This is a genomic window from Segeticoccus rhizosphaerae, from assembly GCF_005222685.1.
Taxonomy (GTDB): Bacteria; Actinomycetota; Actinomycetes; order Actinomycetales; family Dermatophilaceae; genus Segeticoccus; species Segeticoccus rhizosphaerae.
In genome coordinates this window covers 1-24,276 of sequence record NZ_SWMA01000013.1, presented here as the reverse complement: position 1 = coordinate 24,276, position 24,276 = coordinate 1, and the positions used below count along the sequence as shown (strand labels likewise).

20 protein-coding genes and 1 pseudogene are annotated in these 24,276 nt (G+C 70.4%); 8 read left to right on the top strand and 13 right to left on the bottom strand.

Going from position 1 to position 24,276, the window contains the following annotated elements; genetic code table 11:
• Positions 1 to 131: 131 nt before the first annotated feature.
• The 4 genes from FCN22_RS10740 to FCN22_RS10725 are packed head-to-tail and all read right to left on the bottom strand — an operon-like array spanning position 132 to position 5,315.
• Entirely contained in the window at positions 132 to 1,571 is a 1,440-nt protein-coding gene (locus FCN22_RS10740) for a pyridoxal phosphate-dependent decarboxylase family protein (RefSeq protein WP_137121549.1), read from the bottom strand.
• A complete protein-coding gene (locus FCN22_RS10735; RefSeq protein ID WP_238384668.1) occupies positions 1,568 to 2,911 on the bottom strand; it encodes an MFS transporter in 1,344 nt (447 codons plus the stop codon). Before FCN22_RS10735 ends, FCN22_RS10740 begins: the two co-directional genes overlap by 4 nt.
• Before the next feature lie 4 nt (positions 2,912 to 2,915).
• Positions 2,916 to 4,244 carry an aminotransferase class III-fold pyridoxal phosphate-dependent enzyme gene (locus tag FCN22_RS10730; RefSeq protein ID WP_137121614.1) on the bottom strand — a complete coding sequence of 443 codons (1,329 nt, stop codon included), beginning with the start codon at positions 4,242 to 4,244 and terminating at the stop codon, positions 2,916 to 2,918.
• A 12-nt stretch (positions 4,245 to 4,256) separates the two neighbouring features.
• Positions 4,257 to 5,315 carry a phosphotransferase gene (locus tag FCN22_RS10725; protein WP_137121548.1) on the bottom strand — a complete coding sequence of 353 codons (1,059 nt, stop codon included), beginning with the start codon at positions 5,313 to 5,315 and terminating at the stop codon, positions 4,257 to 4,259.
• Positions 5,316 to 5,363: 48 nt separating this feature from the next.
• Between FCN22_RS10725 and FCN22_RS10720 the strand changes: the two genes are divergently transcribed.
• The gene (locus FCN22_RS10720) at positions 5,364 to 5,858 is read left to right on the top strand and encodes a hypothetical protein (RefSeq protein ID WP_137121547.1); all 495 of its coding nucleotides are present in this window, start codon (positions 5,364 to 5,366) and stop codon (positions 5,856 to 5,858) included.
• 29 nt (positions 5,859 to 5,887) lie between these two features.
• Here the strand turns inward: FCN22_RS10720 and FCN22_RS22695 are convergent, their stop codons facing one another.
• The 5 genes from FCN22_RS22695 to FCN22_RS10700 form a co-directional block, all read right to left on the bottom strand.
• Positions 5,888 to 6,676 carry a peptidase dimerization domain-containing protein gene (locus FCN22_RS22695; protein WP_338016651.1) on the bottom strand — a complete coding sequence of 263 codons (789 nt, stop codon included), beginning with the start codon at positions 6,674 to 6,676 and terminating at the stop codon, positions 5,888 to 5,890.
• The gene (locus FCN22_RS22690; protein ID WP_338016650.1) at positions 6,658 to 7,152 is read right to left on the bottom strand and encodes a M20/M25/M40 family metallo-hydrolase; all 495 of its coding nucleotides are present in this window, start codon (positions 7,150 to 7,152) and stop codon (positions 6,658 to 6,660) included. Before FCN22_RS22690 ends, FCN22_RS22695 begins: the two co-directional genes overlap by 19 nt.
• A complete protein-coding gene (locus tag FCN22_RS10710) occupies positions 7,149 to 7,925 on the bottom strand; it encodes a class I SAM-dependent methyltransferase (protein WP_137121546.1) in 777 nt (258 codons plus the stop codon). Before FCN22_RS10710 ends, FCN22_RS22690 begins: the two co-directional genes overlap by 4 nt.
• Before the next feature lie 9 nt (positions 7,926 to 7,934).
• Positions 7,935 to 11,156 (bottom strand): excinuclease ABC subunit UvrA, encoded by a 3,222-nt coding sequence (gene uvrA / locus FCN22_RS10705; RefSeq protein WP_137121613.1) that lies wholly within the window; start codon positions 11,154 to 11,156, stop codon positions 7,935 to 7,937.
• 112 nt (positions 11,157 to 11,268) lie between these two features.
• Positions 11,269 to 12,564 (bottom strand): MFS transporter, encoded by a 1,296-nt coding sequence (locus FCN22_RS10700; RefSeq protein WP_202911525.1) that lies wholly within the window; start codon positions 12,562 to 12,564, stop codon positions 11,269 to 11,271.
• Positions 12,565 to 12,668: 104 nt separating this feature from the next.
• Here FCN22_RS10700 and FCN22_RS10695 point away from each other — a divergent pair, with 104 nt between their 5' ends.
• Together FCN22_RS10695 and FCN22_RS10690 are read left to right on the top strand one after the other, a co-directional pair.
• Positions 12,669 to 14,477: a glycoside hydrolase family 15 protein gene (locus tag FCN22_RS10695; protein ID WP_137121545.1), complete on the top strand. Its 1,809-nt coding sequence runs from the start codon at positions 12,669 to 12,671 to the stop codon at positions 14,475 to 14,477.
• Positions 14,478 to 14,558: 81 nt separating this feature from the next.
• Entirely contained in the window at positions 14,559 to 15,218 is a 660-nt protein-coding gene (locus FCN22_RS10690) for an MBL fold metallo-hydrolase (RefSeq protein ID WP_137121544.1), read from the top strand.
• Positions 15,219 to 15,228: 10 nt separating this feature from the next.
• Here FCN22_RS10690 and FCN22_RS10685 read toward each other — a convergent pair whose 3' ends face one another.
• From FCN22_RS10685 to FCN22_RS10675, 3 genes are read right to left on the bottom strand one after another with little or no spacing between them, the layout of a single operon-like run.
• Positions 15,229 to 15,816, bottom strand: a complete 588-nt coding sequence (locus FCN22_RS10685; protein ID WP_137121543.1) for a GerMN domain-containing protein — start codon at positions 15,814 to 15,816, stop codon at positions 15,229 to 15,231.
• The gene (locus FCN22_RS10680) at positions 15,813 to 17,201 is read right to left on the bottom strand and encodes a HAMP domain-containing sensor histidine kinase (RefSeq protein WP_137121542.1); all 1,389 of its coding nucleotides are present in this window, start codon (positions 17,199 to 17,201) and stop codon (positions 15,813 to 15,815) included. Before FCN22_RS10680 ends, FCN22_RS10685 begins: the two co-directional genes overlap by 4 nt.
• Positions 17,198 to 17,881 (bottom strand): response regulator, encoded by a 684-nt coding sequence (locus FCN22_RS10675; protein WP_137121541.1) that lies wholly within the window; start codon positions 17,879 to 17,881, stop codon positions 17,198 to 17,200. Before FCN22_RS10675 ends, FCN22_RS10680 begins: the two co-directional genes overlap by 4 nt.
• Before the next feature lie 196 nt (positions 17,882 to 18,077).
• Here FCN22_RS10675 and FCN22_RS10670 point away from each other — a divergent pair, with 196 nt between their 5' ends.
• From FCN22_RS10670 to FCN22_RS10650, 5 genes are all read left to right on the top strand, one after another.
• Positions 18,078 to 19,901 (top strand): ABC transporter substrate-binding protein, encoded by a 1,824-nt coding sequence (locus tag FCN22_RS10670; protein WP_137121540.1) that lies wholly within the window; start codon positions 18,078 to 18,080, stop codon positions 19,899 to 19,901.
• Between the two features lie 82 nt (positions 19,902 to 19,983).
• On the top strand, positions 19,984 to 21,009 hold the full coding sequence (locus FCN22_RS10665; protein ID WP_137121539.1) for an ABC transporter ATP-binding protein: 1,026 nt from the start codon (positions 19,984 to 19,986) through the stop codon (positions 21,007 to 21,009).
• Positions 21,006 to 22,130 (top strand): ABC transporter ATP-binding protein, encoded by a 1,125-nt coding sequence (locus FCN22_RS10660; RefSeq protein WP_137121538.1) that lies wholly within the window; start codon positions 21,006 to 21,008, stop codon positions 22,128 to 22,130. Before FCN22_RS10665 ends, FCN22_RS10660 begins: the two co-directional genes overlap by 4 nt.
• Positions 22,127 to 23,119 (top strand): ABC transporter permease, encoded by a 993-nt coding sequence (locus tag FCN22_RS10655; protein WP_137121537.1) that lies wholly within the window; start codon positions 22,127 to 22,129, stop codon positions 23,117 to 23,119. The genes FCN22_RS10660 and FCN22_RS10655 overlap by 4 nt, the downstream gene beginning before the upstream one ends.
• Before the next feature lie 7 nt (positions 23,120 to 23,126).
• Positions 23,127 to 24,086, top strand: a complete 960-nt coding sequence (locus tag FCN22_RS10650; protein ID WP_137121536.1) for an ABC transporter permease — start codon at positions 23,127 to 23,129, stop codon at positions 24,084 to 24,086.
• Positions 24,087 to 24,139: 53 nt separating this feature from the next.
• Here FCN22_RS10650 and FCN22_RS22945 read toward each other — a convergent pair.
• A pseudogene (locus FCN22_RS22945) lies at positions 24,140 to 24,276 on the bottom strand (IS30 family transposase); the annotation flags it as partial.

Here is a 24,276-nt window from a genome sequence, read left to right as displayed (position 1 = left end):
GCACCCCCGCGGCCCGATCACCCGCATCAGTGGCGCCACCGGCGAGGCCGGGCGTGTCGGCGCCATACGAGTCACGGAGAGGTTGCGTGTCGCGTACCGTCCGTGCCGAGCCGGTGGCCGGCGACGTGCCCTCAGCCGCGGACGGGGCGGGACAGTTGCGCGAGGAAGGCCTTGAGCACCGCCTCGCGCAGGTCCGGCGCCGCGAGATCGAGGAGGGCGTTGACCGGCGCCATCCGAGCCGGCAGGCCGGCCGCGAGATCGAGCCCCGCCGTCGCCAGCAGCCCCTCGAACGTCGCCTCGTCGAGCTCGGAGGGGTCGAGCCGTCCCACCGCGTCGGCCAGCCCCTCCGGCACGACCACGGGGCCGGCCGAGACGGCAGCAGCCACGGACGAGCGTAGGACAGCGGCGAACTCGTCCAGGTGAGCGCTCGTGCCCGCGCTGACGGAGAGGTGCAGGGTGGCTGGCACCTCGGCGAACCCCATCTGCGGCTGCACGTACCAGCCCCGCTCACCCATCTCGTCGGCCAACGTGAAGACGTCACAGCTGTCGTCCGTGGCCAGAGCCACGAGAGTGCTGTCCGGTGGCACCACCACGCGCAGCTGCGGAATGCCGTCGACCTCGGCGACAACCCGGTCGACGGCGGCGAGGGCCTCGCGCGTCGCCTCGAGGTAGCCGTCGTCGCCGAAGGCCTTGGTGACGGCCCAGGCGGCAGCCACCGGCCCACCCGACTTGGTCGACTGCATGGTGCTGTTGAGCATCGTGTAGCCGGGCCACGCTGCGCTGGCATAGAGCTGGGGCTCCCGCAGCACCCCGTTGCGGTGCAGCAGCAACGAGGCGCCTTTCGGGGTGTAGGCGTATTTGTGCAGGTCGACCGAGATGCTCGTGACCCCCGGCACCGCGAACGTCCAGGGCGGGACCGACCGGCCCAGCCGCACGGCATACGGGAGGATCCAGCCGCCGATGCACGCGTCGACGTGGCACCGGATGCCGCACTCCGCCGCCGCTGCCGCGATGGGCTCGACCGGGTCCACGACTCCGTGCGCATAGGACGGGGCCGACGCCACCACGAGGACGGTGCGCTCGTCCAACGCCGCGGCCATGGCGTCAGGGGCGGCGCGCAGCGTGGCCGGGTCCACCGGGACGGACACCGGCTCGACGCCGAAGTAGTGCGCGGCCTTGTGGAAGGCAGCGTGGGCGGTGCTGGGCAGCACCATCCGGGGCCGCCGGACCTCGGGCCGAGAGTCCCGGGCGCCCTGCACGGCCAACAGGATCGACTCGGTGCCGCCCGACGTGAGGTTGCCGACCGCGTCGTCCGGGGCGTCGAGCAGGTCGGCCGCGCGCCCGACGAGCTCGTTCTCCATCCGCAGCAGACTCGGGAAGGCGGTCGGGTCGAGGGCGTTGCTGCCGGCATACGCCGCCATCGCGGCGCGTCCCACCTCTTCCGCGCGTTCGACCCCACCGTCATAGACGTAGGCGAGGGTGCGACCACCGTGGACGGGCAGGTCGGCACGCTGGAGCTCTGCGAGCCGGGCCAGCACGAGCGAGGCGACCTTGGAGCGGGGCGGAGTCATCGGTGCTCCTTCGGCAGGTAGCGGTCCACGTCGGCGGCAGTCAGCGAGTAGCGACGCAACCACCACAGGCTGAGCACCGTCAGTGTCCCAGGGAGCAGCGAGAACCCGAGCACGATCGCAAGGATCGCCGAGCTCGGCTGGTGGGGAGTCACCCCGCCCGAGGACGAGACGTAGCCACCGAGCGCGAGGCAGAGGCCGTAGAGGCCCGGGCCGAGGGCCAGGCCCAGGGTCTCGCCGGCGGTCCAGACCCCGGTGAACACCCCGACCCGCCCCGACCCCGTGCGGGCCGCGTCCACCGCCGCGGCATCCGCGAGCATGGCCAGCGGGAAGACCTGCGCGCCCGCATACCCGGATCCAACCAGCGCGGTCGCGAGGTAGACCCCGAAAGCCGGCAGGCGCGTGGCTGCGATCAGGACGAGGGCACCGGCCGCGAGCAGCACCGAGGCCGCGAGATATCCGTTGCGCTTGCCGAACCGTGCACCGACCCGGCTCCACACCGGCGTCAGGAGAAGCGCGGGCCCGACGAAACAGACGAAGAGCACTGTGGAGGCGCCGGATCCGCCCAGGATGTAGCGCGACACGTAGTCGACGCCCGCCAGCATCGCACCGGTGGCGAGCGCCTGGAGCACGAAGGTGGTGAGCAGCCGGCGGAAGTCCCGTGCTCGTGCGACCACCCGCAACTGGTCGCGCAGCGAGCCGACCCCGGACTCGACGGAGTGCGAGGGCGCACCCGCCGTGCCGCGCCAGGCACCGAGCACGCCCACCAGGATGACGGCTGCGACGACGACGCCCATCGCCCGGTAGCCCGGCCGCCCCCCGACCGCGTCGCGGATCGCCGGCGCGCTCGCGCCGGTGAGCAGGATCGTCAACGCCAGCAAGGAGACCCGCCAGATCATCAGCCGGGTCCGCTCGTCATAGGACCGCGTCAGCTCGGCCGGCATCGCGACGTAGGGCACCTGGAAGAAGGCGTATGCCGTGGCGCACGCCAGGAAGCACACGACCACCCAGGTGGCCTCGCCGGTCCTCCCCAGACCCGGTCCGGCGAAGAGCAACGCGAAGGCGACCGCCAGACCCACTCCGGCTCGAAGCAGGAACGGTCGGCGAGGCCCGGCGGCAGACCTGCTGCGGTCGCTGATCCGGCCGGCGATCGGGTTGAGCACGACGTCCCAGGCCTTGGGTGCGAAGACGATCACTCCGGCCACGCCGGCCGCCACCCCCAGCGTGTCGGTGAGGTAGGGCAGGAGCATCAGACCCGGCACGGTGCCGAACGCCCCGGTGGCGACGCTGCCCATGCCGTAGCCGACCCGGACCCGGGTGGGAAGGGGGTCGGCGTGGATCACCTGGCTACGACTCGCGCCGCTCTGCCCCGGCGACCTCGCCCAGGGTGTCCTCGAGCGCCTCGAGCAGCTGGTCGGCGTCGGATCGCTGGAACACCAGGGGTGGCCGGATCTTCAGGACGTCTTCGTGCGGTCCACTGGTGCTCACCAGCACTCGCCTGTCGCGCAGACCGTTGACCACGGCGTCGGCCAGGTCAGGTGCCGGCTCGCCGTCGCGCTGCAGGTCCACGCCGACGAACAGACCGTCCGCCCGCACGTCGCCGAGCGCCTCCTGCCCACTCGACAGGTCGCGCAGCCCGGCCGCGAGGTGCTTCCCCACGTCGGCGACGTGCTCCCGCAGGTGCTCCTGCTCGATGACGTCCAGCACCGCCGAGCCCACGGCGCACGCCACGGGATTGCCCCCGAACGTGTTGAAGTAGCGGGTGCGCGCACCGAACTCCGCCGCGATGTCGGCCCGGCTGACGACGCCTGCCATCGGATAGCCGTTGCCCATCGGCTTGCCGAGGGTCACGAGGTCGGGCGCGAGCTCGGCCGTCAGCCCGTGGCGTTCGAACCCCCACATGGCCGGCCCGAGGCGAGCGAAGCCGGCCTGGACCTCGTCGGCCACGAACAGCCCGCCGGCGCGCCGGAACTCCCCGACCGCCTCCTGCAGCGCACTACGGGGATCCGGCAGCACGCCGTCGCTGGAGAAGATCGTGTCAAGCAGGAGCATGGCTGGCTGGATGCCCTGGGCCACCAGGTCCGCCACGGACGCTCGGACGTCAGCCGCGAGGACGGCGCCCGCCGGCCCTCGTCGTTCGTGCGGGTCCGGGGGCGGCACGGTCCGGACGTGGTCGGCCACGCCGAGGCCGAGAGACGGTGACATCTGCGCGATCGCCGTGGTGACACCGTGATAGGCGTGGTCGGTGACGACGACCCCGGTGCCGCCGGTCACGGTGCAGGCCATCCGGTAGGCGAGGTCGTTCGCCTCGCTGCCGGTGCAGGTCAGGGTGAGCTGTGACAGCGTCGGGGGGAAGAGCGCGAGGAGGCGCTCGGCATACTCGACGATCCCGTCGGTGAGGTAGCGCGTGTGGGTGTTGAGCGTCTGCGCCTGCTCGGTCATGGCCCGGACGACGTGGGGGTGGCTGTGCCCGACGCAGGCCACGTTGTTGTAGGCGTCGAGGTAGGCGTTGCCGTCGGGGTCGAACAGCCGCACGCCCTCTCCACGAACGAGGTGCACCGGCTCGCGGTAGAACAGCCGGTAGGCGGCCCCGAGGTGCTGCCGGCGCCGTCCGAGCAACGCCGCATCACGCGGGTTCACGGCGCCGCTCCGGTCGGGGTCGAACGCATTCGCCATCCGCACGGGTCCTCACTCCTTGATCGCGTCGCACAGGAAGGCAGTCGCCTGCGGGCAGCCCACCGGCCCGAGCCGGCGCAGCCCGGAGCGGGCGGCCGCACTGTTGCGCAGGATGTAGTCGTGGTTCTCCGGCTGTCGGCGCGCCCGCCAGCCGGTGATCGTCGTGGTGAGCACCCACCGTGCCGTGATGAGGTCGGCCACCACCTGGATCTCCTCGGGACGCAAGGGCAGCCGCTGGTGGTAGGCGCGGAGCACGTCGGCCGGTCCGGCCAGGGGGTGACCCGTCTCCCGCACCTGGTATGCCGCGGCGGTCGCCACGTCCTGCACCAGCGGGGCGCGCAGCAGGTCGCCGAAGTCGATGACCCCGCTGATCGTCGGGTCGTTCACTGCGACGGTGAGCACGTTGTCCAGGTTGGCATCGTTGTGGATCACCTGCCGCCGCAGCTCCGACACCAGCGCGCTGGTGTGGGACCGGAAGTGGTCGAGCGCCGCCTCGACCAGGTCCCTCTCCTGCGTCGGGAGGCCGTCCACGAGGTGCTCGACCGACTCGACGCGGTGTGCGTCCCAGGCAAGATCCTGCGTCTGGCCCGGGTGGTCCAGGTCCGCGAGCGCCAGGTCGAGCTCGGCGACCAGCGTGCCGACGTTGCGGGCCAGCTCGGGCCCGAGGGCACTGCGGGCCATCGGGATCCCCGGGAGGTAGGAGTACATCCGCACCCGCAGCTCGGCGCCGGAGGCGGACGGATCGGATGGGTCGCGCCACCGGGCGGTCGGCCCCCCGTTGCAGGAGGTGCGGACCCTCGGGACGGGCAGCGCCGGGTTGCGCGATGCGACGTGCTCGAGCGCGACGCTCTGCAGCTCGGTCACCGCCGGGTCCTCCTGCGGGTGGACCACCTTGAGCACCCAGTCCCCACCGCGGGGATCGCGCACGAGGAAGTTCCGGTCGCGCTCACCGCTCAGCTCACTGACGATCCCGTGCACGTCGAAGAGCTCCGCGGCCATGCGCTGGGCGAGGGAGGCATCGACCACCGGCGGGGGCACGTCGAGCAAGGCGCCGAGGCTCTCTGGTTCCACGCCCGCAGCCTAGGACCTGATGACGGTCGCGGGCGCTACGGTCTGCGCATGGGCTCCTTCGGCTGGGGCGATCTGATCGCCGTCGTCGCGGTGCTGGTGAGCCTGGCCAGCGTCGTCGTCACCGTGCGCACCTCTCGTGATGCCGAGGCAGCAGCCGTCGAGGCGGCGAAACGGCAGGAGCACATGGCTCGCGCCTTCGACGAGCTCGTGGCGGCGGCCAAGCGGATAGCCGACGCGCAGGGCGGCCACCACGGTGCCGCGGCACGTGCCGAGGGCCCACCCGCACCGCAGTGGCAGGTGGAGAACCCCAGCGCCGGTCACTACCTGCTCCGCAACCTCTCGTCCTCCACGCGACACGACGTGCGAATCTCCTTCTCCGGAGAGGACAACGGCGAGCCGTCCACGGGGGTCGAGCTGCCACCGCTCGCTGCGCACCCCTTCGTGATCGACCACGCTGCCGGCGACGCGACACCGCAGGTGATCCTGGTGAGCGACGCGGAGCACCGCGAGCCGGTCGAGGTGGCCGTCGAGCGCTGGTTCTGACCGCTGCAGGGAAGCAGCAGGCGGCGTGTCTAGTCCGTGCCGAGCCAGGCGAGGGCGGCGACGACGAGCGCCTCCGTGCCGGTGTCGAGCGTCGGCTGGATGACGGGGGCAAAGAGCGGTGAGTGGTTGACAGGAATGTCCTGCGCCACCCGGCCGGCGGCCTCGGCGGCACGGTAGGTCTCCGCGTCAATGCCGCCGAGGCCCCAGTAGCTGTACGGCACGCCGAGCGCCTCCGGAATGTCGCTGAAGTCCTCGCTGGCGCTTTGCAGCGGCAGCTCCTGCGCGCGATCGCCGAAGTATGCCGTGAAGCCCGTGTGCAGGCGCTCGGTCGTGGCAGCGTCGTTCACCGTGGCGGGGAACTGGTCGAACAGCTCGAACTCGGGATCGGACGGCGTCCCGGAGGCTTGGCACTCGCCCACGACGATGCGGCGGATCGCCTCCATCACCGTGTTGCGGGTGGACTCGTCGTAGGTCCGGACGTTCAGCTCGAGCACGGCACGGTCGCCGATGACGTTGCTCTTCGTCCCGCCGCGGATGCTGCCCACCGTCAACACCGCTGGTTCGGTCGGAGCGATCTCCCTGGAGATCACCGTCTGGAGCCGGACCACGATCATCGCGGCGAGCACCACCGGGTCGATGGACGACTGCGGCATGGAGCCGTGCGCCCCACGGCCGTGGACCGTGACACGCATGCTGTCGGCTGCCGAGAGCACCGAGCCGGTGCGGGTTCCCACCGTGCCGGCCGGCAGCGCGAGGACGTGCTGCGCCAGCGCCGCGTCCACCGGGCCGACGAGATCCGTCAACCCGTCGGTGACCATGCGCTTCGCCCCGTCGCCAGCTCCTCGGCGGGCTGGAAGAGCACGACCAGCGTGCCGTGCCAGCGGTCACGGGCACCAGCCATCAGCTCGGCCGCCCCGAGCAGGCAGGTGACGTGCACGTCGTGGCCGCAGGCGTGCATCACCGGCACCGAGTCACCCGCCGCGTCCACGGCTGTCGCCGTGCTCGCGTAGGGCAGCCCGGTCCGCTCCTTCACCGGCAGGGCGTCCATGTCGGCCCGAAGGAGCACCGAGGCACCGGCACCGTTGCGGAGCTTTCCGACCACACCGGTGCCGCCGACCCCTTCGTGCACCTCGAATCCGAAGCCCCGCAACCTCTCGCTCACTGCTGAGGCCGTCCGGTGCTCCTGGTGCGACAGCTCCGGGTGCTGGTGCACGTCCTGGTAGAACGCCTCCTGCCACACCCGGGTGTTCCCCAGTCCCGCCAGCACGCCCTCGGCGGCAGTCTCAGTACTCATCTCGACTCCTTTGTTCGGGCCAGGTGCAGGGTGACCGTGCGGTCGAGGGGCACCCGGGCGGGCAGGACCGCAGCGATGCGGCGCAGCACGTCGACGCGTGCCTCCGGCGTGAGCACCAGGTAGGCGGAGACGGTGGACAGCTCGTGCAGGAAGTCGTCGCGGGACACGGTGTCCTTCCCCGGGATCCGCCGCTGCGTGACGTCGGTGAACATCCCCGAGGCCTCGAGCTCGGTGCCCGGCCAACGAAGCTCTCCCCGAGGCTCCCGCTCCCCGTCGGGGTGCACGTCGTCGTCCGGGACGACCGCACGCTGAGCGGCAGCGACCGCCTCGGCAAGGTCGGGATCGTCCACTCGCGTCGGGCTGCCGAAGAACGCGACCGTCCCGCCGGGGCGCACCAGTGCGACCGTGCGCGCCCAGCGCGTCGCGGGATCGGTCCAGTGCCAAGCGGCCGCCGAGTAGAGCAGGTCGAACTGCCCCGACGTCGCAAAGGTCTCGAGGGTCGCCTGGACCGGCGTGATGTCGAGCTCCGCCGACTCCCGGCGCAGCACCGTCAGCATCCCGGCATCGGGCTCCACTGCGGTGACCGCGATCCCCAGGGAGGCGAAGCCACGGGTCGCCTTGCCGGTGCCCGCCCCGATCTCGACGGCCGTGCGGGTCGGCTCACTGGCGTAGGCCAGGACCTGGGCCGCAACCTCCCCGGGATAGCCGGGTCGGTAGCGCTCGTAGTCCTCGGCGACCGACCCGAAGGTCAGTCCACGCTGCCGGTTGCCCATGTCACGAGGTTAGTCCCGGCTGCCCCGTCCCTTGGACCTGACGTGTTTCGCGGCGCTCGTCTTCGCGGCCTTCGAGGTCGCGGCCGAGCGGCCGGTGGTGCCGGCCTTGGCCGTCCGGCCTGTCGCCGCGGACCTCGCCGTCTTGCCTGCACCGGCACGCTTCTTCGGCGCGACCGTGGCCGCCTTGGATCCGGACCTCGCGACCACCGCCGCGGCGGTCTTCTTGGCGGTCCGTCCAGTGCCCTTGCGCCGCTGTGACACCTCGGTGGCGGTCACCGGCGCCTTCGCCATGGACCGGGTGACCTTCGCGCCGGTGGCGCGACCCGCCGAGCGTGCGTTCTTGGCGAGCACCGGCGCGAGGAACCTCCCGGTGTGGCTCTCCTCGATCTCGGCGACCTCCTCGGGGGTGCCCTCGGCGACGACCCGGCCTCCGCCGTCGCCGCCCTCGGGCCCGAGGTCGACGATCCAGTCGGCGCTCTTGATCACGTCGAGGTTGTGCTCGATCACGATCACGGTGTTGCCCTTGTCGACCAGGCCCTGCAGCACGCCGAGGAGCTTGCGGATGTCCTCGAAGTGCAGACCGGTGGTCGGCTCGTCCAGCACGTAGACGGTCCGGCCGGTGGAGCGCTTCTGCAGCTCGGACGCGAGCTTGACCCGCTGGGCCTCACCACCGGACAGGGTCGGCGCGGGCTGCCCGAGCCGGACGTAACCGAGCCCTACGTCCACCAGGGTGGTCAGGTGTCGGGAGATCCGCGGCACCGCCGCGAAGAACTCGGACGCCTCCTCGATCGGCATGTCCAGCACGTCGGCGATGGTCTTGCCCTTGAAGTGGACCTCGAGCGTCTCGCGGTTGTAGCGCGCGCCGTGGCACACCTCGCAGGGCACGTAGACGTCGGGCAGGAAGTTCATCTCGATCTTGATCGTGCCGTCGCCTGAACACGCCTCGCAGCGGCCGCCCTTGACGTTGAACGAGAACCGGCCCGGCAGGTAGCCCCGGACCTTCGCCTCGGTGGTCTCGGCGAACAGCTTGCGGATGTTGTCGAAGACTCCGGTGTAGGTCGCCGGGTTGCTCCGGGGGGTCCGGCCGATCGGGCTCTGGTCGACGTGCACGACCTTGTCGAGCTGGTCCAGCCCCTTGACCGTCTTGTGCCGACCCGGCACCTGCCGGGCACCGTTGAGCTGGTTGGCCATCACGGTGTAGAGGATGTCGTTGACCAGGGTGGACTTGCCGGAGCCGGAGACCCCCGTCACCGCGATGAGGTTGGCGAGCGGGAAGCTCACGTCGATGCCGTGCAGGTTGTGCTCACGCGCCCCCACCACCGTGACGAGCCGTCCGTCCTGTGGTCGCCGGATCGCCGGCGTGGGGATCTCGCGGCGACCGGAGAGGTACTCCCCCGTGATCGAGTCGGGGTGGTTGAGGAGGCCCTCCACCGTGCCGGAGTGCACGACGTGCCCGCCGTGCTCACCCGCTCCGGGGCCGATGTCGACCACCCAGTCGGCCGTGGCGATGGTGTCCTCGTCGTGCTCGACGACGATCAGGGTGTTGCCGAGGTCGCGCAGCCGGGTGAGCGTCTCGATGAGCCGGTGGTTGTCGCGCTGGTGCAGGCCGATGGACGGTTCGTCCAGCACGTAGAGCACGCCGACCAGGCCCGAGCCGATCTGGGTGGCCAGCCGGATCCGCTGCGCCTCGCCGCCGGACAGCGTGCCCGCCGGCCGGTTCAGCGACAGGTAGTCGAGCCCCACGTCGAGCAGGAAGCCCAACCGGGCCTCGATCTCCTTGATCACCCGCTCGGCGATCGCCCGCTCCCTGCTGGTGAAGTCGACCTCGACGAGGAACTTGGCACAGTCGGCGATGGCGAGGCCACAGATCTCGGAGATGCTCCGGCCTCCGACCAGCACCGCCAGTGACTCCGGCTTCAGCCGCGCGCCACCACACACGGGGCACGGCACCTCGCGCATGTAGCCGGCATACCGCTCGCGGCTCCAGTCGGACTCGGTCTCGGCGTACCGCCGCTTGACGAACGGCACGACCCCCTCGAACCCGGTGCTGTAGGACCGCTCGCGGCCGTAGCGGTTGCGGTAGCGCACGTGCACCTTGTGGTTGCGGCCGTGCAGCAGCGCCTCCTTGGCGCGTGCCGGCAGGGCCCGCCACGGCACGTCGAGCGAGAACTTCAGCTCCTGGCCGAGCGCGTCGATCACCCGCAGGAAATAGTCGGCCGACCCGGATCCCTGCGCCCACGGAGCGATCGCGCCCTCGCGGATCGTCTTGTCCACGTCGGGCACGAGCAGCTCGGGATCGACCTCGAGCTCGGTGCCGATGCCGGTGCAGTGCGGGCAGGCCCCGAACGGCGAGTTGAACGAGAACGATCGGGGCTCGATCTCGTCCATCGACAGCGGGTGGTCGTTGGGGCACGCCATCTTCTCCGAGAAGCGCCGCTCGCGCTCCCGTCCGTCGGGGTCGTCCTCGGGGATGTCGACGAACTCGACGACCAGCACCCCTCCGGCGAGCCCGAGGGCGGTCTCGACCGAGTCGGTGAGGCGGCGCTTGACACCGGTGTCGTCCCCCTTGGCCACCAGCCGATCGACCACCACGTCGATGCTGTGCTTCTTCTGCTTCTCCAGGGTCGGTGGGCTGGACAACGACACGACCTCGCCGTCGACCCGCGCGCGGGAGAAGCCCTTGGTCTGCAGCTCGCTGAACAGGTCGACATACTCGCCCTTGCGGGAGCGCACGACCGGCGCGAGCACCTGGAACCGGGTCCGCTCGGGCAGCTCGAGCAGCCGATCGACGATCTGCTGCGGCGTCTGCCGGCCCACCGGCTCCCCACAGACCGGGCAGTGCGGGCGCCCGACCCGGGCGAAGAGCAGCCGCAGGTAGTCGTAGACCTCGGTGATCGTGCCGACCGTCGATCGGGGGTTGCGGTTGGTCGACTTCTGGTCGATCGACACGGCCGGCGACAGCCCCTCGATGAAGTCGACGTCCGGCTTGTCCATCTGACCGAGGAACTGCCGGGCGTAGGCCGACAGCGACTCGACGTAGCGCCGCTGTCCCTCCGCGAAGATCGTGTCGAAGGCGAGCGACGACTTGCCCGAGCCGGACAGCCCGGTGAAGACGATGAGGCTGTCCCGGGGCAGCTCGACCGAGATGTCCTTGAGGTTGTGCTCGCGCGCGCCGCGCACAAGCAGGTGGTCACGGCTGATGGGAGTCGTCACTTCGGGCACGTCCGCCATCGTAAGCGTCGCCACCGACACCCACCGAAAGCGCGGTCATCGAGCGTCGGCCCTCACCCCTGAACGCGTATGGCGTGCCTCACCCGCCTGCCGGGCCCCACTCCCAGTCGGCTCACCCGGCCGCCTCGCCAGCTGCCTCCCCCGTAGCCTCGTCCTCGGCATGCTGTCGGGCGGCGAGGCGGTCGGCGAGCACGCGGTCGGCCTGCACGGGGGTCACGCGGGCCCCGACCAGGGGGAAGACCGCGACCAGGCCGAAGGCCCACGCATAGCCCCAGGCCCCGGCCATCGCGCCCACCACCGGCGCGGTCGCGAAGGCCGCGAGGTTCTGCACCGTGTTCTGCAGGCCGAGGGAGCGTCCGGACCACGCCCGCCCCGCGATCTCCGCGGTGGCGGTGAACCCCAGTCCGTTGTCGGACACCGAGACGATCGAGGCGACCGCGAGGGCCAGCACGACCAGTGCGCCGGTGGTCGACTCGGTGAGCGCGACGCCCAGCATGGCCACGGCCGACGCGACGGCGATGATCCGCATGGGTCGCAGCCGGCTGCCGGCCAGGTCCGACCAGCGCCCCGCGACCAGCCGGCCGCCGGCGCCGCCGAGGGCCACCACCGCGAGCACCCGCCCGGCAGTCTGCGCGTCCCAGCCGCGCTCGGAGACGAGGAACTCCGCCGAGAACGACGCGGTGGTGAACTGCGGCACCACGAGCAGAGCGCTTGCGACGTGCACCCGCCACAGCTGCGTGGTGCGGTAGGGCGACGGCACCTTCCCGGACACGCCGCCTGCGGCACCAGCCGCCGTCCCAGCCCCGGCAGTGGACGTGACGGGGTGCGGCGGGTCCTCCGCGAACACGGCCACGAGCAGCATGACCGCGAGACAACCCACCGCCGGGACGCCGAGGGCCAGCTCCAGTCCACCTCGCTGGGCCAGAGGCGGGAGCGCCGCGGCGCCCAGGGCCACGCCGAGTGGCTGACCCATCTGGCGGATCCCCATGGCAACCCCTCGTTGCCGTGGCGCGAACCAGCCCATCACGAGGCGCCCGCTCGCGGAGTTCACCGAGGCGCCCGCCGCGCCCACGAGGACGAGCAGCACCGCACGGGTCCCCAGCCCACCCGCCGCCGCGGCACCGAGTCCGGTGAGGCCGGTCAGGGCGAGCCCGAGCGCGATGGCCAGCCGCTCTCCGTACCGGTCGGCGAAGGCGCCCCACGCGACCAGGGTGAGGAACAGCCCCAGCGACGGCGCCGCCACGAAGGCACCGCCGGCAGCGAGGTCGACGCCCTCCGTGCGACGCAGGTAGGGCAACAGGAAGGGCAACCCGAACAGCAGCGAGCACACGATGGTCTGCGCACCGGTGCCGAGCGCCAGCATGACCCAACGGCGCCGTTCGGAGGTCGGGTCCTGACGGGTGGGCACGAGCCGACGTTAGCTCCCGCGGCCGCGGAGTGAGACGTCGATTTCAGGGCGTGGACAAGCGGGTGAACCTGCGCGTCCTTGACCTCCCCCTCTACGGTGCAGGCATGACGACGCCGATCGAGGACTACGCCGTACTGGGTGACAGGGGCACGTGCGCCCTGGTGAGCCGCGGAGGCTCGGTGGACTGGCTCTGCCTCCCCCGCTTCGACTCCCCCGCCTGTTTCGCCGCCCTCGTCGGGCGCCCCGACAACGGCCGCTGGCTGCTCGCACCCGTCGACGAGGCGACGTCCACCCGCCGCTACCTCGGCAACACCTTCGTCCTCGAGACGAGGCACGAGACCAAGGACGGCGTGGTCACCGTCACCGACTTCATGCCCGACGGCGACGGCCGGGCCGACCTGGTGCGCATCATCAAGGGAGTGTCCGGCACGGTGCGGATGCAGCACGACTGGGTGGTCCGCTTCGACTACGGCAAGGTGCGTCCGTGGGTCCGGCGTCAGCCCGACGTCGAGGGCGCGACGGTCCTCAGCGCGATCGCCGGATCCGACATGCTGGTCCTGCGGGGGGAGCGCCTGCCCCGCGCCTTCGACGGCCGGCACTCCGACGAGTTCGACGTCCACGAGGGCGAGGAGATCGCCTTCTCCGCGACCTGGTTCCACTCCTGGCGGGAGATCCCCCCGGCGCTCGACTACGACGCGCGCCTCGAGTCGACCGTCTCCCGGTGGGAGCACTGGCTGTCGAGCTACCAGCACACCGGGCCCTATGACGCGGCCGTGCGCCGCTCGCTGCTGGTGCTGCGGCTGCTCACCCACGCCGAGACCGGGGGCATCGTCGCGGCTCCCACGACCTCGCTGCCGGAGGACTTCGGCGGGACCCGCAACTGGGACTACCGCTTCTGCTGGCTGCGCGACGCGTCGCTCACACTGCAGTCGTTGCTGGGCTGCGGTTTCGCCGCCGAGAGCGAGCTGTGGCGCGCCTGGTTGCTCCGCGCGGTGGCGGGAGACCCCCAGGACATGCAGATCATGTACAGCGTTGACGGCGACCGGGAGCTGCCCGAGCGCGAGCTGGACCACCTGGACGGCTACGCCGGCTCCGTCCCCGTCCGCATCGGCAACGGTGCGGTCCACCAACGCCAGACCGACGTCCTCGGCGAGGTGATGAACGCGCTGGACAAGGCCCGGCTCGCGGGCGTCGAGGAGCACGGGGCGTCATGGGCGCTGCAGCGGGTGCTGGTCGACGAGCTCGCCGAGCACTGGGACCAGCCCGACAACGGCCTGTGGGAGATCCGGGGCCCGCTGCGGCACTTCACCCACTCGCGGGTGATGGTGTGGGTCGCCTTCGACCGGGCCATCACCGCCGTCGAGCAGCACGGCCTGCCCGGATCGGTCGACCGCTGGCGCAAGATCCGCGACAAGGTCCGGGACGAGATCCTCGAGCACGGCTACAACGAGGCCGCCGGGACGTTCACCCAGCACTACGACACGACAGAGGTGGACGCGTCGCTGTTGGTGATCCCCATCGTCGGCTTCCTGCCCGCGGACGACGAGCGCGTCAGGGGCACCATCGAGGCGGTCGAGCGCGAGCTGCTGCGTGACGGGCTGGTGCTGCGCTACCGCACCTCGGCGGGCGTCGACGGCCTCCCCGGCGACGAGCACCCCTTCCTCGCGTGCTCCTTCTGGCTGGTCTCCGCCTACGCCCTGAGCGGTCGAGTCGACGACGCCCACGCACTCATGCGTCGTCTCGTCTCCCTCGTGAACGACCTCGGCCTGCTCTCCGAAGAGTACGACCCCGGCGACTCCCGGATGGTCGGCAACTTCCCACAGGCCTTCTCCCACCTCGCCCTCGTGGGCGCCGCGCTCACCCTGCAGGAGGCCGAGCAGGGTGCCACGGTCGCCCACAGCGGCCACGCCTGAGCCGCGACGACAGCGGCGAAGCTGGAGCGGAGCCACCTGCCGCGGAGGAGCTGCGGCACAAGGCTCTGACAGGATCGAGTCATGACCTACACCGGATCCGTGCAGCCCGGCGGACGCAGCGACGTCCGGGAGCTGGACGCACTCACCATCCGCAAGGCGAGCGTGTCGAGGATGGACAACAACGTCTACCTGCTCACCTGCCGGGAGACCGGCGAGCAGCTGCTCATCGACGCCGCGGACGACGCCTCCCGGATCCAGAAGCTCATCACCGAGGGCACCGGGGCCGTCGACACCATCGTCACGACCCACCAGCACTGGGACCACCACCGGGCGCTGCCCGAGATCGCGGGGGCCACAGGGGCCACCACGGCCGCGGGCGCGCCCGACGCGGACGCGCTGCCCGTCATACCCAACCTCCGGCTGGCCCACGGCGACCGGGTGACCTTCGGCGCGATCGAGCTCGACGTCATACAGCTGCGTGGCCACACACCCGGCTCGGTGGCGCTCGCGTATGCCGACCCGGCCGGAGGCGCCCACCTGTTCACCGGTGACTCGCTCTTTCCCGGCGGCCCCGGGAAGACCTGGGCGGCGGCCGACTTCGCCTCGCTCATGTCCGACCTCGAGGCCCGGGTCTTCGACGTCTACGACGACGACACGTGGGTCTACCCGGGACACGGCAAGGACACCATGTTGGGGACCGAGCGACCGCACCTTCATGAATGGCGCGAACGCGGTTGGTGACGCTCGCGATTCAAGAGACGCCGGGAGCCAAGGCGGCGAAGTCCTGCCGCCTGACCGGGCGTGAGACCAGCCGCCCCGAGCCGACGGGGGTGTCGAGCAGGTGCTTGCCCCTGACGAGACGCATGCTTCCAACCGGTAGCTGAGCAGTGAGAGTGTAGAGGACCTGGGCGACGGCCAGCACGCGCTCGGAGTTGGGCAGGGTGTCGAAGCCCGCGGGCACCTGGACCAGGGCGACGCCGTCCTCGATGCTGACCCGGATGCGGGTCGCAGTGGCGGGGATCGCGGTGCGCAGGTGCCGCGCCTTCTCGTCGGGAGTGGGACGATCGACCAAAGTGGCAAGGACCGCGGACAGGTCCTGGCCCCGCGGCGACGGCCGCCAGACTCGGACCAGCTTGCCGTCGCGCACCAGGAACAACGCGATCTGCAGGGCCGTTCCGGGTAGCTCCGAGGATGCGCCGCTCGCCCCCGTCGGCGCCCAGCTCGGAGTCGCCGAGCCGAGGGAGACCGGGTGAGGCTGGGGACCGACTCCACAGCCTGACAGGACCAGCAGGGCGGGCGTGAGACCGGCCGCGGCCAGCCTGACCGCCCGCGCCCTCATGGCTCCCCCCGCTGCGGCCGCTCGTAGGGCAACCAGACCACGAAACGCGCGCCACCCCCGGGCCGGTCCTCGACGTGCACCCTTCCCCCGATCGCCCGGGTGTGGCGCGCCACGATGGCCAGTCCGAGGCCGGTCCCTGTCCCTTGTGCGCTCCGACCGCGGACGAAGCGTTCGAAGAGACGGACACGCTGGTCCTCGGGCACGCCCGGACCCCCGTCGTCGACCTCGATGCGCGCCCAGGTGCCCTCGGTGTGGACCCGCACCCCCAGGCAGCCCCCGCCGTGCACCTGCGCGTTGGTCACGAGGTTGGTCACGACCTGCTCGAGGCGCCGCTTGTCGGCCAGCAGCACGATGCCGTCGGCCTCCGCATCCGCGCTGGCGACGGGATGGCCGGCGGCCGCGTCCGCCGCCCGGGCGACCAGCTCGGTGAGCCGCACGGGTTCGAGCCGCACCGGTGCCCCGCTGTCGTCACGGGAGATCTCGAGCAGGTCGATCACCAGCTGGCGGAAACGGGCGAGGTCGTCATCCAGCAGGTCCAGGGGCTCACGCGCCGACTCCGGCAGCTCACTGCGTCGGTTGCGCAGCAGCTCCATCGAGTTGAGCATCGTCGTCAGTGGCGTCCGCAGCTGGTGGCTGACGTCGCCGGCGAAGCGCGCATCGGCGACCACACGGGCCTCGAGAGCCTCCGCCGTGCGGTTGAAGGACCGGGCCAGCTGGGCGAGATCGGGGTCGTGCTCCGCGTCCAGCCGCACGCCTCGGATGCCGCGCGCCACCTTGGCGGCGACCTCGTTGAGCTCGGTCAGCGGCCGGAGCGCCCGGCGACTGGCCATCCTGCCGACACCCAGACCCACGACGGCCGTCACGGCGGCCGCGGCGACCAGGATGATGCTGAGCGTGCGGATCGTGCGCTCGAGCGGGGCGAGTGGGTACACCTCGACGTAGACGTTGCTGGGGTCACGCATGGGCTGTGCCACCGCAAGATAGGTGACATCGTCCAGGTCGAACCGTTGCGACGCCGGACCCGAGACCTCGGCGGTGCTGATCAGCTCGCGCGGGAGGGTGTCGCGCCCGAAGGCCAGGTTGGTGCTGTACCACGCGCCCTGATAGAGCAGCGCGGACGAGAGACGGTCGGTGGGCGGCAACCGCTCCAGCGCGTCCGGGATGTGGATCGCGCCGGAGTCCAGGGTGCCCTGCAGCGAGATCGCGTCGACCGACGACTCGGCAACTGCCGCGGACTCCTGCTCGGAGAGAAGGTAGCGGGAGACGAGGAACCAGACCACGACCGAGAGCAACACCGACAGGGCGAGCGTCAGCAGCCCGAAGCCGAGCGTGACCCGGCCTCGCAGGCCTGGCCTGCGGATCCCCCAACCGTGCGGCACGTTCACCCGGCGAGACGGTAGCCGAGCCCACGCGCCGTGACGACGTGCACCGGCGCCGCCGGGTTGCGCTCCACCTTGGTGCGCAGACGCCTGATGTGCACGTCGACGATCCTGCTGTCGCCGAAGTAGCCGTATCCCCAGACCCGTTCGAGGAGGTGCTCGCGGCTGCACACGTTGCCGTCCGCCAGTGCGAGTTCGGCCAGCAGCCGGAACTCGGTGCGTGTCAAGGAGATCGGCTGACCATCCCGGAGCACGACGCCTTCGCCGATGCGAATCTCGAGCTCCCCCAGCGTGACGTGATCGGTGTGCACGTTGGGAGCCGCCTCAGCCCGCCGGAGGAGCGCGCGGATCCGCGCAGACAGCTCCTTGGCGACCAGCGGCTTGGTGACGTAGTCGTCCGCGCCGGCCTCCAGCCCCGCCACCACGTCGTGACTGTCCGTGCGCGCCGTGACCATGATGACCGGCACATCACTGTCACGGCGGATCGAGCGGCACACCGAGAACCCGTCCGCGCCCGGCAACATCAGGTCCAACAGGACCACGTCGGGCTGGTGCGCCCCCAGCTCCACGAGGCCCTGCTCGCCGTCCTCGGCCTCCGTGACGTGGTAGCCCTCGTCCTGCAACGCCAGGCGCAGCACCCGGCGCACCCGAGCATCGTCCTCCACCAGCAGCACACGGCGCGTCACGGTGCCAGTATGCGCCGATCGGCAGCCGGTACGCAGGCCCATGTCGAATCGACGATGTGTCGTCACCCGATCGACACACTGCGCGGGGACGTGTGACAGTTCCGTCGCGGCACCATGACATCCGCCGCCGATCCGTTGCTGCTCAAGGGGACTCGTACCTAACGTGCAAAGCACGGAACGAACAACGGAGGACGTCATGACCCACAACAAGAGCATGCTGACCGGCGCCACGGCGCTGTGCATGGTGAGTCTCGGACTGGCCGGGTGCAGCAGCGGCAACGGCGGCGGCTCCCCGAGCGCGACCGGCTCGCAGGGGTCGACGCAGACCGCGGAGACCAGCGGCGCCCAACGTGGTGGGACGCTCAACATGCTCGGCACCGGTGACATCGACTTCATGGATCCCAACATCAGCTACTACTCGATCGGCTACCAAGGTCTGCGGGAGTGGACCCGACAGCTGTTCACCTACCCGGCGACGCCGGGCCAGACGACCAAGCCGGCACCCGACCTGGCGACCGAGATGCCGACCACGCAGAACGGCGGCATCAGCAAGGACGGCCTGACCTACACCATCCACCTGCGCAAGGGCCCGATGTGGAACACCAGCCCGGCGCGGCCGGTCACAGCCCAGGACGTCGCGCGCGGCGTCAAGCGCACCTGCAACCCGGTGCAGCCGTTCGGCGGGATCCCGGACTTCGCAACCCTGATCAAGGGCTACCAGTCGTTCTGCGACGGCATGAAGAATGACAAGACGGCACCCGCCATGGCCAGGTACATCGAGGGCCACCAGATCTCCGGCGTGGTCGCCAAGGACGCCAGCACCGTCGTGTTCCACCTGACCAAGCCGGCCACCTACTTCACCGGCATCCTGACCATGCCGGCCTTCTCACCGGCGCCCAAGGAGTTCCTCAAGTACCTGCCCGCCTCAGCGCAGCTCGCGCAGCACACCATCTCCGACGGCCCGTACCAGGTCGAGAGCTACAAGCCGACCAAGGAGATCGTCTTCACCCGCAACCCGGCGTGGAAGGCGTCGAGCGACCCGATCCGCAAGGCCTACGTCGACAAGATCGTGATCAACGAGACCGGCCAGCAGAACTCCATCCAGCAACAGCTCGAGACCAATACCGCGTCGGCCGACATGGGCTTCGACACCGGCCCCGCACCGTCGCAGCTCCCGGGCCTGATCGCCAAGAAGGACCCGAACCTCAACCTCGGTCCGACCCAGTCGAGCAACCCCTACGTGCTCTACAACACGGTGTCCCCCAACAACAACGGGGCCTTGTCCAAGGTCAAGGTCCGCGAGGCCCTGTCCTACGCGCTCGACCGGGCCAACATCCTGCAGGTGCTCGGTGGCACCAAGGTCAACCCGCCGTTGACCCACGTGCTGCCGCCGGGGGTCGTGGGAGCCAAGAACTTCGACCTCTACCCGCACGACGTGGCCAAGGCCAAGGCGCTGCTCAAGGAAGCCGGCTACCCCGACGGGTTCACCCTGAAGTTCCTCTACCGCAACGCGAGCGAGGGCAGCAGCAAGGCCTTCCAGACCATCCAGCAGGACCTGTCCAACGTCGGCATCAAGGTCAAGGGTGTCACCTCCCCGAACGCGGACTTCTACACCAAGTACCTCGAGGTGCCGTCCGTGGCCAAGCGGGGCGTCTGGGACCTGTCCCTGGCCGGCTGGGGCGCTGACTGGTATGGCAACTCGGCGCTGTCCTTCTTCAACCCGCTCTTCTCCGGCAAGCCCTCCTTCCCCCCGATCGGCAGCAACTTCGGGCTCTACAACGACCCGATGACCAACAAGCTGATCAAGGAGGCCTCCACGGCGAAGACCGAGAACGAGGCGGCGTCGCTGTGGGAGAAGGCGGACCGCCAGGTGATGAAGGACGCCGCGTTCTACCCACTCACCTCGCCACTGAACGCGAACTACCACGCGTCACAGGTGCACAACGCGATCTACATCCCGGCGATCCAGCAGTTCGACCCGACCAACGTCTGGCTGGAGAAGGGCAAGCAGGGCGGCTGAACCTGACCCCGCTCGACGGGGTGCCCCGGACCAGGACCGCGGGGCACCCACCGGCCCAGCCCACGTCAGGAAGGAGGTCGTCATGGCCTTGTTGGAGGTCGAGGACCTGTACGTCTCCTTCGACACCCCCGACGGTCTCGTCCAAGCGGTCCGTGGCCTGACGTTCTCGGTCGATCGGGGCAAGACCCTCGCCATTGTCGGCGAGTCGGGGTCGGGCAAGAGCGTGGCGACCCAGACCATCACCAAACTCACGCGAGGAGCGCGCGTCTCGGGGCGCGCGGTCTTCGAGGGGGAGGACCTGCTCAGTGCGAGCGCCGACCACCTCCGCCGGGTGCGGGGCGCCAAGATCGGCATGATCTTCCAGGACCCCCTCTCCAGCCTGCACCCCTACTACCGGGTGGGCTGGCAGATCGTGGAGATGATCAGAGCACATGACCACTCCACCTCACGGCGCGCAGCCCGGAAGCGCGCCGCGGAGTTGCTCGGCCTGGTCGGGATCCCCCGACCGGCCGAGCGACTCGACGACTACCCCCACCAGTTCTCCGGTGGGATGCGACAACGCGTGATGATTGCCATGGCGATGGCGCTCAACCCCGCACTGCTCATCGCCGACGAGCCGACCACCGCCCTCGACGTCACCGTCCAGGCGCAGGTGCTCGCCGTGATGCGCGACCTGCAGGAGGAGTTCGGCACCGCGATCATCCTCATCACCCACGATCTCGGCGTGGTCGCCGAGATGTCCGACGAGGTCGTGGTGATGTATGCCGGGCGGGTCATGGAGCGTGCCTCCCGGCGGGACATCTTCTACCGTCACCACCACCCCTACACCGAAGGCCTGCTGCGTTCCCTCCCGGCTCACGGTGGCGGCAAGGGCCGGCTGACTCCCATTGCCGGCAGTCCCCCGAGCCTGATCAACGTTCCACCCGGTTGCCCGTTCGCGCCCCGCTGCCCGTACGCCTGGGACAAGTGCTTCCGGGAGACACCGCCGCTGGAGGAGGTCTTCGACGAGGCCGGGCACCGGTCGGCCTGTTGGCTCCCACACGACTGGGACGGACGTCAGGCCTGTGAGCCACGCGTCGTGGCGGAAGACACGGAGGTGACAGCATGAGTGAGGCCATCGATCTGACCCGCTCCGGTCGGGGAGAAGAAGCCCCCGGGGGCGCGGACGTGCTGATGGCCGCCCGCGGCGTCCGTAAGCTCTTCCCCGTCGCGCGGGAGGGACTGTTCGGCGAGCGCGACTACGTGCACGCGGTCGACGGCGTGTCCCTGGACGTCCGCCGTGGCGAGACGCTCGGACTCGTCGGTGAGACCGGCTGCGGCAAGTCGACCCTCGCCCGCTGCCTGTCCCGGCTCTACGAGCTGACCGAGGGCACCATCGAGTTCGACGGCCAGGACATCACCAACCTGAGCCGGCGGCGACTACGGCCGGTGCGCCGCGAGGTGCAGATGATCTTCCAGGATCCGTACGGGTCGCTCAACCCGCGGCGTCGGGTCGGGTCGATCATCGGCGACCCGTTCGTCATCCACGGCATCGACTCCCGGCAGGACCGCAAACGCCAGGTGCAGTCGCTGATGGAGAGGGTCGGCCTCAATCCCGAGCACTACAACCGCTTCCCGGCCGACTTCTCCGGAGGCCAGCGCCAGCGCATCGGCGTCGCCCGGGCGCTGGCACTCCATCCCAAGCTGGTCATCTGCGACGAGCCGGTCTCCGCGCTCGACGTGTCGATCCAGGCGCAGATCCTCAACCTGTTGTCCGACCTGCAGGACGACTTCGGCCTGACCTACGTCTTCATCTCCCACGACCTCTCCGTGGTGCGACACGTCAGTGACCGGGTCGCCGTCATGTACCTCGGCAAGATCATGGAGATCTCCGCGTCCGAGGACCTGTTCACGACGACCCGGCACCCCTACACCAGGGCGCTCCTCTCGGCCCTGCCGACTCCCGACCCGGACGAGGCCGACAGCAGAGAGCGGATCGTCCTCGTCGGGGACGTGCCCTCCCCCGTTCACCCGCCGAGTGGTTGCCGGTTCCACCCCCGCTGCCCCAAGGCACGCTCCCACTGCGTCGAGGCGGTGCCGCCGCTCGAGCAGGTCTTCGACGACCTCCCGTCCCACCGCACCGCCTGCTTCTACCCGCTGGCGATCGGTGAGGACCTCTCCCAGTCCGTGCCCCAACTGGGCGCCGGGGAGAGCGAGATCGTCTCCTCGGACGGAGCGGAGGAATCATGAGCGACGTCCCCCCTGTCGGAGTCGGCGCCGGCGTCGACAGCGCAACGCCGTCCCAAGGTCCTGCTGGCGGCCCCGGCGCCGAAACCAGCACCGGCATCGAGGGGCGCAGTCCGTGGGTACTGGCGTGGCAACGGCTTCGTCACGACCGGGTGGCGATGATCTCCCTGGTCGTGATCTGCCTGATCGGCCTGGTCGCCATCATCGCTCCGCTGTTCGCCTCCGTGACGGGTCACCCGCCCAACCAGCAGTACCGCGGCCCGGGCGCGCTGTCCCCCGAAGGGCTCCCGGCCCACCCGAGCTCCGCCTTCTGGCTCGGCACCGACGACCTCGGCCGCGACATCCTCGTGCGCATCGCCTACGGCTCACGCATCTCGCTGCTCGTGGGCGTCGTGGCGACAGGGATGACGGTCGCGATCGGTGTCGTGGTCGGGCTCGCCGCGGGCTACCTCGGGGGCATCGTGGACACCGTCCTCGCTCGACTGGTCGACGTGGTCCTGTCCGTCCCGTTCCTGCTGGTCGCGGTCGCGCTCGTGTCGATCACCGGAGCGAGCCTGACGATCACCATTCTGGTCATCGGCTTCTTCAGCTGGGCGTCGGTGGCCCGCATCGTCAGGGGGCAGGTCCTCTCCCTCCGGGAACGGGAGTTCGTCGAGGCCGCGAGATCCTTGGGCGCGAGTGACCGGCGCATCATGTTCGTCGACGTGCTGCCCAACGTGCTCGCCCCGGTGATCGTCTACGCGACCCTTCTGATTCCCGTGGTCATCGTCGTCCAGGCAACGCTGTCCTTCCTCGGCCTCGGCCTCCCCCCGCCGACGGCGGACTGGGGCGGCATGATCAGTGAGTCGGTCCAGTACTACACCGTCGCATGGTGGTTCGTGTTCTTCCCGGGCGCCGCCCTGCTCATCACCACCTTGGCCTTCAACCTCTTCGGTGACGGCGTGCGTGACGCGTTCGACCCGCGCACCGACCGGCTCATCGGACAGAAGTGAGGCGGACATGATCCGGTTTCTGATCCGACGGGTCGCTCTCGGCGTGCTCGTGATGTGGCTCATCACCGTCGCGGTGTTCGGCCTGTTCTTCGTGGCGCCCAACAACGTGGCCCGGACGCTCGCCGGGCGGCAGGCCACCCCCGCAACGATCCACCTGATCGAGCACCGCCTCGGTCTGGACCTGCCGCTGTGGAAGCAGTACACCAACTTCGTCGGCAACGCGCTCCACGGTGATCTGGGGTTCGACTACTACCACGGCGTGCCGGTGACCCAGATCATCGGCCAGGCCCTGCCCATCACGCTCTCCCTCGCCATCGGGGCCGCAGTGATCTGGCTCCTGCTCGGCGTGTTCAGTGGTGTCCTGTCGGCCGTGCGCCCACGGACCTTCAGCGATCGGTCCACGACCGCCCTGGCGCTCTTCTTCTACTCGATGCCCTCCTTCTTGCTCGCCCTGCTCTTCCTCTACTTTCTCTACTTCCGTCTGACCAAGGCGGGATTCGCCATCTTCCCCGCCGGCGGATACTCCGGTCTCACGGCCGGCGTCGGCGAGTGGGCGCGCCACCTCATCCTGCCCTGGGTGGCCCTCGCGCTGCTGCTCGCAGCCACCTATACCAGGCTCACCCGTGGGTCCATGCTCGACGTCCTGGGCGAGGACTACATCCGCACAGCGCGGTCCAAGGGCCTGCGGGAGAGGCGCGTGGTGCTCCGGCACGGCTTGCGCAGCGCGCTCACCCCGGTCGTCACGCAGTTCGGCATCGACCTCGGGCAGCTGGTCGGCGGTGTCGTCGTCACCGAGACCGTCTTCAGCCTCCCCGGCCTCGGCAAGACCGCCATCGACGCGATCAATACCCAGGACCTCCCGGTGATCATCGGCATCGTCATCTTCGCCTCGGCCGCCGTGGTGGTCGCCAACATCCTGGTGGACATCATGTATGCCGTGCTCGACCCGAGAGTCCGCCTGCACTGACCTGCCCTCCGACACCTCCCGTGGGAATCTTCGCGAGGTTTGGTGCGGCGGATTCAAGCGGTGGGTGCAACACCGTGTGGATCTGACTGTTCCGACAGTAGTTGGTCGAGGGCTTCGGCGGGGGTGCGCCAGCCGAGGCGTTTGCGGGGCCGGTCGTTGAGCTCGGCGGCGACCATGTCCAGGTAGCCCG